General features: G+C 37.0%; 15 protein-coding genes. 7 read left to right on the top strand and 8 right to left on the bottom strand.

Annotated features, from left to right (window positions below; all coding sequences use genetic code 11):
* The first annotated feature begins 100 nt into the window (after positions 1–100).
* On the top strand, positions 101–361 hold the full coding sequence (gene rpsT, locus H5161_RS08010) for a 30S ribosomal protein S20 (protein WP_002958225.1): 261 nt from the start codon (positions 101–103) through the stop codon (positions 359–361).
* Positions 362–469: 108 nt separating this feature from the next.
* Here rpsT and H5161_RS08005 read toward each other — a convergent pair whose 3' ends face one another.
* Entirely contained in the window at positions 470–853 is a 384-nt protein-coding gene (locus tag H5161_RS08005; RefSeq protein ID WP_002958224.1) for a response regulator, read from the bottom strand.
* A gap of 113 nt (positions 854–966) precedes the next feature.
* Between H5161_RS08005 and H5161_RS08000 the strand changes: the two genes are divergently transcribed.
* Together H5161_RS08000 and H5161_RS07995 are read left to right on the top strand one after the other, a co-directional pair.
* On the top strand, positions 967–1,410 hold the full coding sequence (locus tag H5161_RS08000) for a hypothetical protein (RefSeq protein WP_024603734.1): 444 nt from the start codon (positions 967–969) through the stop codon (positions 1,408–1,410).
* Positions 1,411–1,516: 106 nt separating this feature from the next.
* Positions 1,517–1,762 (top strand): hypothetical protein, encoded by a 246-nt coding sequence (locus H5161_RS07995; RefSeq protein ID WP_002958222.1) that lies wholly within the window; start codon positions 1,517–1,519, stop codon positions 1,760–1,762.
* 194 nt (positions 1,763–1,956) lie between these two features.
* On the opposite strand, the gene H5161_RS07990 is transcribed toward H5161_RS07995, so the two are convergent.
* Together H5161_RS07990 and H5161_RS07985 are read right to left on the bottom strand one after the other, a co-directional pair.
* Positions 1,957–2,103, bottom strand: a complete 147-nt coding sequence (locus H5161_RS07990) for a hypothetical protein (protein WP_002958221.1) — start codon at positions 2,101–2,103, stop codon at positions 1,957–1,959.
* 96 nt (positions 2,104–2,199) lie between these two features.
* On the bottom strand, positions 2,200–3,120 hold the full coding sequence (locus tag H5161_RS07985; protein WP_182696008.1) for a glyoxylate/hydroxypyruvate reductase A: 921 nt from the start codon (positions 3,118–3,120) through the stop codon (positions 2,200–2,202).
* A gap of 129 nt (positions 3,121–3,249) precedes the next feature.
* Between H5161_RS07985 and H5161_RS07980 the strand changes: the two genes are divergently transcribed.
* Positions 3,250–4,956 carry a lysophospholipid acyltransferase family protein gene (locus H5161_RS07980; RefSeq protein ID WP_002958219.1) on the top strand — a complete coding sequence of 569 codons (1,707 nt, stop codon included), beginning with the start codon at positions 3,250–3,252 and terminating at the stop codon, positions 4,954–4,956.
* Between the two features lie 407 nt (positions 4,957–5,363).
* Complete coding sequence (locus tag H5161_RS07975; protein ID WP_182720532.1) at positions 5,364–6,017, top strand: OmpW family protein; 654 nt, start codon at positions 5,364–5,366, stop codon at positions 6,015–6,017.
* 82 nt (positions 6,018–6,099) lie between these two features.
* Here the strand turns inward: H5161_RS07975 and H5161_RS07970 are convergent, their stop codons facing one another.
* Complete coding sequence (locus H5161_RS07970) at positions 6,100–6,639, bottom strand: thioesterase family protein (protein WP_024596631.1); 540 nt, start codon at positions 6,637–6,639, stop codon at positions 6,100–6,102.
* 106 nt (positions 6,640–6,745) lie between these two features.
* On the opposite strand from H5161_RS07970, the gene H5161_RS07965 reads away from it, so the two are divergent.
* Positions 6,746–7,240, top strand: a complete 495-nt coding sequence (locus tag H5161_RS07965) for a hypothetical protein (protein WP_024596632.1) — start codon at positions 6,746–6,748, stop codon at positions 7,238–7,240.
* A gap of 28 nt (positions 7,241–7,268) precedes the next feature.
* Here the strand turns inward: H5161_RS07965 and tyrR are convergent, their stop codons facing one another.
* The 4 genes from tyrR to bcsE form a co-directional block, all read right to left on the bottom strand.
* Complete coding sequence (tyrR, locus tag H5161_RS07960) at positions 7,269–8,825, bottom strand: transcriptional regulator TyrR (protein WP_182720533.1); 1,557 nt, start codon at positions 8,823–8,825, stop codon at positions 7,269–7,271.
* Between the two features lie 171 nt (positions 8,826–8,996).
* Positions 8,997–10,577 carry a cellulose biosynthesis protein BcsG gene (gene bcsG, locus H5161_RS07955; RefSeq protein ID WP_182769056.1) on the bottom strand — a complete coding sequence of 527 codons (1,581 nt, stop codon included), beginning with the start codon at positions 10,575–10,577 and terminating at the stop codon, positions 8,997–8,999.
* Complete coding sequence (locus H5161_RS07950; RefSeq protein ID WP_006791404.1) at positions 10,574–10,750, bottom strand: hypothetical protein; 177 nt, start codon at positions 10,748–10,750, stop codon at positions 10,574–10,576. Before H5161_RS07950 ends, bcsG begins: the two co-directional genes overlap by 4 nt.
* A 3-nt stretch (positions 10,751–10,753) precedes the next feature.
* Positions 10,754–12,370, bottom strand: coding sequence for a cellulose biosynthesis protein BcsE (bcsE, locus tag H5161_RS07945; protein WP_182769055.1), 1,617 nt, complete (start codon positions 12,368–12,370; stop codon positions 10,754–10,756).
* 115 nt (positions 12,371–12,485) lie between these two features.
* Between bcsE and bcsR the strand changes: the two genes are divergently transcribed.
* Entirely contained in the window at positions 12,486–12,680 is a 195-nt protein-coding gene (gene bcsR, locus H5161_RS07940) for a BcsR/BcsP family cellulose biosynthesis protein (protein WP_182769054.1), read from the top strand.
* Positions 12,681–12,685: the final 5 nt, after the last annotated feature.

Genomic DNA, 12,685 nt, shown 5'->3' with positions numbered 1-12,685 from the left:
TTTCTTGGATTGTTAAATTTAAATTGACATCCATGATAGAAACAGGCATATTCCACGGCCTTTAATTTAAGCTTTATTTTAAGATTGTTAGGAGCAAACCTTGGCTAACATCAAGTCTGCAAAAAAACGCGCTATCACAAGCGAAAAAAACCGTCAGCACAACGCAAGCCGTCGTTCAATGATGCGCACTTACTTCAAAAAAGTAATTGTTGCTATTGAAGCGGGCGATAAAGAAGCTGCACAGCAAGCTTTTTCTGTTGCTACACCTATCCTAGACCGTTACGCAACTAAGGGTCTAATTCACAAAAACAAAGCAGCTCGTCATAAGAGCCGTATAGCAGCTAAGATTAAAGCTCTATAATTTGTTTTTGATAGAATATAAAAAACCGGCTTTTGCCGGTTTTTTTTTATCTAAGATTTAATCTCATACTTTAATAACAGTCGACATAAATATTTAAACAGATTGGTGTCATACATTTTCCAAGTCTGGATAAAACTTCTTAAGCATTGCCGCTATTTTTTTAGGTGTAAACGGCTTCACTACAAATCCTTTAGCGCCTTTATCAATTGCATCCTTAACATTTTCAATACCTGAATGTGCAGATACCATTACTACATTTGTCTCAGGGCTTAATTCATTGATTTGTGCAATCAAATCTTTGCCATCGCCGTCCGGCAGTTCTATGTCTAAAAAAATGATATTATAATTTGCAGCCTGGCACTCACTAATACATTGTGAGGCAGTAGATGCTTCCTTTACGTTATCTATCCCTAAGTGCATGAGCGTTTGGCTCAAAAAACTACGCACTGTGCTAACGTCATCTACAATTAAAATTGATAGCTGCGTATTCATCTTTATTCCTCGTAGGCTATAAGCTAACTTTAAGTTATCATAATAATTAGCTTAGTATATAAATTTGCTCATTTAATTATAGAGACCTACGGAAAAAAGGCCAGATTTGCTTTATGTCTAAAACCCCAAATAAACAGTCGTTGCTAGGTAAAGCACCAACAAGAAAAAAAACAGCGCAAAAAAGAAAGCCGCAACGCCCTACTCAGCGCTCTATACCCGCAGAGGAAAAAACAAACATAAACAATGGCACTAGCCAAAAAACAAAGTCAAAAAAGGGGCTATTTATATCTCTGGCCATTGTTATTGTAATAATTTTAGCTTTTCCAAAACCAACCTTGCTCACCTATAAAAAATTAGGGATGGTAAGTGAGAGTGTTTACTGGCCTGGACTTTTAGGTTACGGAGCTACTTTAATTGATTCCAACTTGCACCCCAACTATGATTCTAGCCGTGAATCCCTTTATTTATGCAGTGATTTACAAAAACCACAGAGCTGTCAAAAGTATCAAGTAATTGCTGACAATGGTTTGTTTTCGGCAATTGGCAGTTACTTTTAGCATTAAAAAAACTAATCTGAAAATTTAAAATTACTTGGTTGAAAGGTGTGCAAAAGATCAACATAATGGCGCTCCTTTTTTCAACAACTGAACTATTGAAACGACCATGCTAAATGAGCTAGATTGGCTTTTAAATACTACACTACTTGCACTAGGTTTAGGTGCATTCTTTATTAACCAGATAACACTGCTGCGCGTTGCCGCCATTAGTGCATGTGGTTTATTATTCTTATCATTTAGCCTAGATCTTATGTCGTCGAGCGTTATTTCAAATATGAGTTTAGTGTTGATCAACACTTTTTACCTGTTTAAAGTTTATACATTTGGGCAATTTAATGTAACCCAAAGTTAACAACTTCTCCTTAGAATATTTAATAGCCCAGCATTGCTGGGCTTTTTTGTTGCGAATTTTTAAAATATTAGAAACACGTTAGATCAGGACAGTATTAAGCGCCACTAAAGCACCACTGCAATAATGGTGCTGAGCATGTACTGTTGAGAGAAACGAGAAGAAAGACGAAAACTGAAAATACCTAATAAGCTAGGTTAATCTGCTATTGTTAATTCACTTTGGGTTTGTGTTTTAGATGGACTATCTTCAGCGTTAGCCTGATTAAACCAAGCTGAAACACCTAGCACGATAATTGAAATAACAACGAGGCTTAATTTAGCCCCACTTTGACTGGATTTCATAACACCCTCTTTATATTTTTATTAGTGAGAATATCTTTTACACTAATGAAAATTACAAATGTTAACAAGCTGTTTTTTAAACTAATTAGCTATCAGCTAATAACCTTTAGTTCTATCCACTGAATTATTGAGTGCTAAGCCCATATTCAAACGTTCAATATTATCGGCTATTTGGTCTATAACGCTATTTAAATCAGATAGCGCTGCACAATGTGGTGTAAGTGTTATTTTGGGGTTTCCCCAGTAAGGGTGATTCTGCGTTAAAGGTTCTTGGTCAAAAACATCCAAGGTAGCAGCGCGTAAGCTATCGTTATTTAATGCATTTAATAAATCTTGCTCAACCACATGAGCACCACGTGCTACATTAATAACAACAGCATGTGAAGGTAGCTTAGCGAGCATTGAGTGATTAATAATACCCTTCGTTGCCTGCGTAAGAGGTAATAAGCACACGAGATAATCAATCTTACAAAGCATATCGCTAAGTCCTTCATCGCCATAATAAACCTCGACATTAGTCGTGTTTTTATTACTTTGCGCCCAAGCACTTACTTTAAAACCATTAGTCACAAGTTTTTGCGCACATGCTTTACCTAATTCGCCAAATCCAAGTATACCAACATGTTTATTACTAAAAGCTCGTTTTGGCTTCCATGTTTGCTGTGTTTGTTTAGTGTAATACTCTTTTAAGCGTAATTTTTGAGCTAAGACATGTGTAAGTACATATTCCGCCATATCTTCAGCAAGTTGCATGTCAACAATACGTACTACTTCGACATGTTCAGGTAATAATGTTAAATCGATACTGTCTACGCCTGCACCAAATGACGACACAGCTTTTAAGTTAGGCAGCTGCGGCCACAGAGACTCAGGAGCATTCCACGCAAGTACAAAATCCACATTATTTGCGTTTTTGCAATCAGGCCATTGCTCTATCAATGTATTTGGTAATCGCTCTTGTAACTTCGTTATTAGCTTTTCGTTGTTGCGCCCCGTTATAGCCACCAATACCGACATAAATTCTCCTAGCAATTCACAGTTTATAATTTAGTACTTTAAAAAGTCACACTACTGCAAAGTAACTGTCACACCCTTTTTTTAATCTTACATGTATAGCGAATAGACCAAACGGGATATAAGGTTAATATGATAAGTGTTGATAAAGTAATTGCAGCAAACTTACCACAACTAGAGAACTCTCCAAAAGTAAAAGGTTTAGTAAAAAAGGGCTTAGGTTACTTATTGCATGAACAAGAGTTTATCACCTTTGGTAATACGTACCCTCACCTACAAGGATTAGAATTTGTTGAGCAAGTACTTGATGAACTCAATTTTGATACGCGCTATAAACCTAAGCAGATAGAACATATTCCTAACGAGGGTAAACTTGTTATTGTTGCTAACCACCCTATTGGTTCATTAGATGCTTTAGCACTTATCAAAGTACTCTCTACAGTAAGGCAAGATTTAAAAGTAGTCGCAAACCGCATGTTAATGTCGGTCAGCGCAATGCATTCTCTTTTACTCCCTGTTGATAACTTATCTGGTATGAGTAAAAAGCAAGAGCTTAGTAATATACAAAACCATTTAAAAGGTGGAGGTGCCTTACTTATATTTCCTGCAGGGGAAGTGTCGCGCCTAGGACCAACCGGCATTAAGGATTGCAAATGGAATAGCGGTTTTTTACGTATGGCAAAAAAAGCCAACTGCCCCATTTTACCTATTTTTATTAAAGCCAAAAATAGTCCACTTTTTTATGGTACATCAATGATTTATAAACCTTTGGCAAGTTTATTATTAGTGACAGAAATGTTTAAGCAGCGCAAAAAATCTTTAGAGTTTGAAATTGGTGCTTCTATCCCTCCTGAGTCCTACTTGATAGAAAACCTTAAAGATAAAGAAATTGTAAACCTCATCCGTAAGCAGCTTTATAGGCTTACAACTAAAAAAACACTGCCGCTAAAAACACAAACACCTATTGCTGTGCCCGAGTGTAGAAAAGAACTAAAAAGAGCAATTGAGCAATGTCAGCTTCTGGGTAAAACACACGATGGCATGCACATTCATTTATATCAATATGTAGGTAGTTCACCTATTTTTAGAGAGCTAGGACGCCTCAGAGAAATTGCATTTAGAGCAGTAGGTGAAGGAAGTGGTAAGCGTCGTGATATAGATAAATATGATATGGATTACCAACACCTTGTACTGTGGGACCCTATGCAACTAGAGCTAGTAGGTGCTTATCGATTAGCCTGCGCACAACAGATAATACAAAAACATGGACGTGAAGGTTTATATACCGATAGCTTATTTTCTTACACCGACGCTATGACGCCCTATCTGCACCAAGGTATTGAGCTTGGTCGAAGTTTTGTACAACCTAAGTATTGGGGACGTAAGAGTCTTGACTATTTATGGTACGGTATTGGTGCTTTTATAAAAAACTACCCACAGTATAGATATTTATTTGGGGCTGTAAGCGTGTCCAACGCTCTACCTGAGCAAGCCAAAGCCATGCTCGTTTATTACTACCAACATTATTATAAAAGCAGTATAGAACTAGCTACGCCTAATAATGAGCTTAAATTAACTGAGCAACAGCTAACTCAATGCAATATTCTTTTTAATGGAAACGATGTTAAAGAAGATTTTGTAGAGTTAAAACATGTGTTAGCTAATATGGGCGCTCAAGTCCCTACTTTATTTAAACAATATACTGAGCTTTGCAACCCTGGCGGTGTACAATTTTTAAGCTTTAGCATTGATCCCGATTTTAATAATTGTATTGATGGATTGGTATTAGTCGATCTTAAAAGTGTCAAAGAAAACAAAGCTAAACGTTATTTAGAATAACTATTGATAACTAAAGTCAGTGCACCGAGTATTTTATGCTTTATAAAATACTCGGTTTATATTTAATTATAAATACCGACTCAATCGCGTTTAAGTCTTCCAATACTTTTTAAGTGTCGGGTGTTTAAATTATTTTTGAACCCTGCTAAAAACATATTTTCTTGCTTATTAAGACCCTTGGTGAAACACGAGATTATGGCAAAGCAGTGCCTGCCTTATATTCATGTGACTGTTAATTAAATAAATATGTCAATCTTTACAAAAGCATAACGACACTAAAATTAATCTAAATCAATAAAACATTTTATAAGCTTCAAATGCTTTTTAAACTTTGATCTAGAACAGGTTTTCATATTTATTGCTCGGTAATAATAGCGCTAATTAAACAGTAGTTCTTGGAGAACAACATGAAAACTCAAATTAGCATCGCGTTATTAACCTCTTTATTAGCACTCTCTCCAGCTGCACACGCGAACTTTAGCGTAAATGTTGGTGCTATTAACGTAAACCCTGATAACAATAGCTCAGCGATTAATGAAGCACCTACGCTAGGCCTTAAAGGTGATTCAGATACTCAACTAGGTATCACCGTAGATTATGCATTTAACGATCAATGGGTGTTAGAGCTGATAGCAGCAACACCGTTTTCACACGATGTAAATGGCGCAGGCGGCTTAGCAGGCAACAAAATTGCAGATATAAAACAACTTCCACCGTCATTGGTTGCACAATACCACTTTTTAGATACAAGCTATGCGCTAAGACCTTTTATAGGCGTAGGCATAAACTACACTACATTTTTTGATGAGCAACCCTCTCAAGCACTTAAAGCAACACTAGGAACAGACGATGTAGAAGTAAAGTTAGATGATTCGTTTGGCTTTATGGCTCAGGTAGGTGCTAACTATAAAATTGATAAAAACTGGGGTTTACACGCTATGGTATCAATTATGGATATTGATACCGATGCCACTGTTTATGCTAATGGTGCAAAATCGCTTACATCAACTGTTGAGCTTGACCCTGTTGTGGCTATGTTTGGTGTTAGGTACAGCTTTTAAAGCATATATGAAGTAGTACATAGTTACCCAATTACAATGTGTGTTAAAAGGCCGAAAGGCCTTTTTTCTCATTTGTAGGGTATTAGCGATTTGGCAGGTTACTTAACTTTTTCTGCTCTAACATTTCTTTCCAGTGCATTACTTCACTTGGCAATATAGGTGTTTGCCCATCAAAACCAGCAACTTCAAGCATTTCTTCAATACTTATAATACCCTTTTTACTTTTAAATACACCGCGTACATAAGCAATAGCATGTAAGCCTCGCTCTGAGTGAAACTTTTGCTCAATATAAAAGTATTTATGATCCCAGCCAACTAACTTAGTACTTATTGTATATCGCTGCATAGGTTTAATATCGCGGATATAAGTAATAGCAGTTGCGTTAACAATCGGAAACCAACGACGCTTCATTATTTGCTTTAGTAAGCCAACACGCTCCGTCATCCACGTGCGAGATAAATCCATCATCGCAAGATAGCGTGAGTTCGTTAAATGTAGATTAATATCACAATCAGTCGGCAAAGCTTTGTAATCAATATCTACTGTATCAAGTAGATTTTGATATTGCTTATTGCGTTTAATTTTGAAAAATAATAATAAAAGTCGAATATATAAGTTCACAATAAAGGTCTTACCAGTTAAATTTATTCGAGTGTAGCATAGCCCCTTGCGAAGACGAATATTCTACTTTAATCTTAAATCATTATTACAATAAAAAAGATAGCTAATGAAATCAAAACTAAAAATTATCGCTGCACTGGCCCTATTAGTCCCTAGCTACAATGCTTTTGCCGATTTTTCGTTACCAGGTAAAGGCTCAGTAACTTACCCTACCGGTGTAGTTAAAGAATTTAAATTTGGTTTTGAATGGCAGCAAAAAGCTGAGAAATTCACTATTGGATCTAAAAGTTACAATATGGAGCAAATTCCTAGCTCTTACTCTGTCGCCATCACGCTTTCAAAAGATGACAGCCAAGTATGGGTTCAAGAATTTAATAACGGGTTTATTGAGGAGTTTGAATGGCAAATTGGCGAACATACAGTCACTTTAAAAAAGCAGCAGTTTAGCGATCCGGTAAAAGGTGACTATGTTATTGAGCTAAATGGCCGTAGCTATTTTTTCACTCGTAATAACGCCAGTATCGTAATGAACTTTAACGAAGAAGGTATTGAGACGATTGCAATTGATGGGGTAACAAAAAATATGGGCACTAAAAATTAGTCCCCATATTTTAATTTCTTTAAGTCAATTACACTTTTACTGTTTTTCGATTAATCCCGTAATCACGTAACTTATTAGCTACAGCGGTGTGACTTAGGCCCAATCGCTTAGCTAACTGACGTGAGCTTGGGTAAGCAGGGTAGAGTTTGCGAAGTAAAGTCGCTTCAAAACGTTTAACAGCTTGATCTAGTGAGCCTTCAAAATCAGACTCTAAATACCCTAAATCATGAGTAAAAGTTGGTAACTGCAAATGCTCTACGCGAAGCTCGCTATCATCTAGTAACGACACTGCACGGTAAATTGCATTTTCCAGCTGACGTACATTTCCAGGCCAGGGATACTCTTGTAAGAAGCTTAAACACTCTTGTGATAAAACAGGAATTGCATGACCATTTTGTTGCGCATATTTTTGAATAAAATGCTCTGCAAGTGGTCCTACATCTGCTTTTCTATCTCTTAGTGGCGCTATTTCTAAAGTAAGCACGTTTATACGGTAATATAAGTCTTCTCTAAAAACCCCTTCTTGTACCATTGCAGGTAAGTCTTTTTGAGTAGCGGCAACAATACGTACATTTACTTTAACTTCGTTCTCATCGCCTACTTTTCTAAACGTACCATCTTGTAAAAAACGCAGTAACTTAGTTTGTAGTTGAGTCGACATTTCGCCAACTTCATCTAAAAATACAGTTCCACCATCAGCTTGCTCTAATACACCACGCTTTGGCGCTGCGTTTTCTTCGTACCCGGCATAACCAAATAATTCAGACTCAGCAACATCATCAGGAAGTGAAGCACACGATAGCGCAATAAAAGGCTTAACAGAGCGATTAGATGCGTAATGGCACGCTCTAGCTAATAACTCTTTACCTGTGCCAGTTTCACCAGTAATCAAAATAGGGGCTTCTAGTTGCGCCATTTTGCGTGCTTCGCGCACAACTCGGCGCATTGCCGTACTAAAGTTATGAATAGTCGCAAAGCTTTCTTGCCCGTAGCGTCTAAATGCACTGACCTGCTGCCCTAAGCGGCTTTGCGATTTAATGTTAATAACCGCACCCGCTAAAACATCGCCTTCACTGCCTTGTGGCACGGCAATTGGTAAAATATCTGCAATAAAGTCTTCGCCAGCTACTTCAACCCGAGTCGTTTGGCCTAACACTTCCTTGCCCTCTAACCAACGCGTAAAGTTAAAGCCTTTTAGTAGGTTATTTATGTTAGCACCAATAACTTCTTTTTCACTTAACTGCAGGTCTTTACAGGCAGCATCGTTGCATAAACGTACCCAGCCCTTAGCATCAATAGAAATAACACCATCAGGTAATGCACGTAACAAGGTATTTAATTCGTTATGCTCTCGCTCAGAAGGGAGAAATGCGGTAGTGCGTACATCATGCACACCATCAATCAGACGGATAGAAGGCATGATTTTTTGAAACTGCTCAAACTCTATTTCTGGAAAGCTCACATACATACGGCAATTGACAGAATCGACCTCAATACCTTTTAAATCAACACTGTAGTTAACTAAAATATTAAGGATTTCTTGGGCTATACCGATCCTATCAGCACAGTGAATATCTAGACGCATACATCCTCAAAGCAGGAAAAACTAAATTAGCCGAATAATACGCTAAGTCGCTTTGATAAGGTAGCTTATTGTAAACATTTTTGGACAAGTCTGCGTTTTAATTAACACATAAGAATAACAACATAAACACGCTACACAGCAGAGCTAGCCTGCTGCGTAGCTAAATTACTTTTAACCTTGAGGGTAAGCAGACCATTCTTCGCCATCAAGTTGTATGTAAGGTCGTTTATTAACATACATCATGATTGTGCCGGCATTTTCAGCAACTTTTGGTGCTTTTGGCAAGTTTTCAACTAAATTGGCAATGCTGTTATTACCCCCAAAAACATTTGTCTCAAGTGTTTTTGCAACAATTTCAGATAAGGCAAAGTAACTAGTCGATTCGTTAATCATAATTTGCGAATAACTTTTAACGTCTGGGCCAATAAATTTTATAGCAGCTGGTACAGATACAATAGTAGGGCTTGGTATTTCACGAAGGCCAGCAAACTGTACCTTGTCACCTTTTAATGCTGCACCATGTTCGGGTACTACCATTAACATGACATTACGGCCGCGCTTTTCAAGGTTTTGAATAAAACGATTAATATCAGATAATAAATTAGCGTGCCTGATTGGGTAACTTTCAAGGCTGTTCATGCGTTTTTTATTGGCCAGCTGGTTACCATCGTGAAGGCTTGTTGTGTTGTAATACATTGCACACGGCTCACAATCTTGCGCTTCATTTTTAAGCCAACTATCTAGCACTGCACCGTCAGAATAAATAGGACTGTCGTCAAAACCGTATTGCGCTACTGGAAGCGAATCAATATTAAGTGGTTTATCGTTTAGGCCACCAAAGCGATTAACCAAACCTTTAAAGTCATCGAAGTGGCCATCGTGGTTCATCACAACGCTGCTTTGATACCCTAATTTTTCTAAGTTTTTAAATAGATAACATTGCTCTGGTGCATCACTAAATAAAGCCGTTTGGCTTGTTTGCCCACAACTTGCGCGTAAAAGCCTTATAGCTGCAGGCCCACTGTATGATGTTGCTGAGTTAAAATCTGAAAACACCACATCAAAATCATTAAACATGTCTTCAACACTAACGCCAATAGCGTCCAAATCATCAATCGCCATTGAACAAATATTTAAAACGATGACATCGAACAGTTCGCCATTAACTTGCGAAGGAAAATGGCTAATTAAATGGCTTTGTTGTTGATAAAAGTCTGACAATTTTTGATCAGGCGTTTGGCTTTCGCGAGTAATGACTTGTGCTTGATTAGTAGGCTCATTTCTAATTGTTGTATTTGTAGATTTGGCATTTACTACTGTGCCTGGTTGTTCACCCTCTCCTTGCCATCCAATCAAAAGCAGCCCAACAATTGTAATTGTTGTAAAACGTAACCACTGAGATGTATACCAAAAACACACGGTAATAACGAATAATGCCAATAGCATATCTACACTGATTACACGTGCTAAAAGTTCAAAAAAATAACCAAAGCTGAAATCTTGAACATTACCAGCTTGCTTTGTCAGCCTATTTATTGGCGGCAACCAAGAGTCTTGGTAAAGTATGATAATCGCAAAAATACCACCAAGTACATGTTTTAACTTTTCAAAAGTCGATTTATTAAATTTGATTGCTAAAAGTGCTGCAAGGGCAGCATTGGTTAATACATTAAAATCAATTGCGCCGTAATAAAACAAGGCAAATTTAGCTAAGAAATAAAGATTCCACGCTCCTAAACCTGATAATTTCACTGCTCATCCTTCTTTTTTTTATTCGGTGTATAAGGTTCAAGTACTTCGTGTTTAAAAGTAAGCTTGTAATAATATGTTTTTACTCTGGCCAATATTTGAGTTGCCGACATACAAAGCACAATACCGACTATAATTGCCAAAATAACGGTAATAAAAAGCTGATTAATACTCATTGGTTAAGCCTTTAATCTCATTACAAATGACACAGCATCGGGGCGCGCATCATTTGTAAACTCAGGTGTGTCTAACGACTCAGTAATCCCTTTTGACACACCGGGTTCAAACTTATAGCTATCATTCTCTGTTAACTGTTTAGAATAATCAGTAACATGTTTACCGCTATAAAGCCGCCTTAATTGCTTACATTCTTGCTGTATATGAAAATGATCTGAAATAACATTTTGCTGCACAAAAAAGTCACTCGTTTGTAGCTTGAATAAATGCTTAATTGCATTATTTACGTCGTTCTCTCTACACGCATGCAAGTACAAATACACGGTGTTATTTGCAAGGCTAAATACATCCCCTTCACGCTTAATATGAAACAAGTGTAAAGGGTGAATGGGCTCTATGCGGGGTAGTAACTCAAGCTTAACCAACACGCCGCTAACACCCAGATTAACAGCCGAGTCACTATGAACCTCTACTTGGCGCGTAAATTCATCAAAAGGTAAATAGCCTTTAGAAAACGTATTTTCAGTATATTTCAGAACGTGCTCGACAGATGGCGGTAACGGTCTAGAAAATTGAAACCCTTGAATAGATTGAATTTGAGATAATAATCGCGAAGGTTCAGAAAAGCTATACAAAATAAGGTTAACGCCTAAAGTTAAAAATAAACATTCATCTTGATGGCGAATAACGCCATCAACATTTTGTACTACCAATTTCAACCAACGACCGCAGCTTTTTCTGAGTTCAAAGCACTGTTTACCAAGCAGTACTAAATCTGTGTAACGCGTAACAGCAAACACCAATGTTGCCGCTTTTAATTTGGGGCCTTTGTCAAACAGCTCATTATTGTCTTTTGCGGTATAATAATGCGTAGGCAATTTTGTACCGATTGGTACCGCGCTTTGCACTAACCAAACATCGTCCTCATCTGGAAAATGCGAGCCATTGAATACTTTTAGATCGTTTACAGTTCCCTCTTGTACCAAAAACTGATTATCTTCAAGCGAAAGTTGAAACTGCATATCAGCAAATACACCCGTAGTGTGATGCCAATAATCGTACTCTAAAACGCGGGTAGCGGAATCATTATCTACAAAAATTAATCCATCAAAAGATTTATTAAGCTGCCTTATTAAAAATCGATAGTGTGTTACTTCTGGACCAGATAACAAAAATAATAAGGTAACCCCTGTTTTTTTTGCAAACTCACTGTAATCGTTCATTATTGCTTTTGTGCTAGCTTCGGTTGCTGCACTAAGTAGCTCTGTATTGAAGTGAATAAACACTAGCGCATTTTTTAATTTTTTATACGTGCCTATCTCTTTAATTATACCTTTGTTTATTCGCTCTATTGAGTAATGCTGTGTCTCAGATGAGAGAGAAAATGGATGAACTTTACTACGTTTGTACGCAGTATTAATTGCTGCAGAAAATGACGACTCAAAAAAAGATTCAACGTCTTGAGAAACAATGTAAATATCGTTTGCGCAATTTTGGTTAATTGCATGTAAAGCAAATTCAACTACAAAATTGTCTAAAGGCGCTAAAACAGCATAACTTGAAGCCGATTTTAACTCTTTTGCAGCCGGCTCTAAACCCGTTATGTTAAAGTTATGCACTTAAAAAGTCCTCAAAAAAATACTTTTTTACTAGTTTTACCCGCTATTCTATATATAATAGCCAAATATTGTCCACTTTTAATAAAAAATAAATATTACGCTTACAAAGGTTGTGATGAACAATTTAGCTACAAAAAGCTCACAAACACTCACATCAAGTGACATAGAAAACCTAGCTCGCCGTTTTGGTGGAAAAAGTGACGACTATATAGAAATTATGAATACACAAAAAAATCAAAAAACAATTAACAAGTATGCGCTATTGAAAGAAATTGATGACGCAATAAAAACATCTAAAGAAAAAAAATAAAAAAG

The sequence above is a fragment of the Pseudoalteromonas sp. SG43-5 genome, from assembly GCF_014164345.1.
GTDB lineage: Bacteria > Pseudomonadota > Gammaproteobacteria > Enterobacterales > Alteromonadaceae > Pseudoalteromonas > Pseudoalteromonas distincta.
The sequence above is the reverse complement of the archived record's forward strand: the minus strand, read 5'-3'. Positions and strand labels throughout refer to the sequence as shown.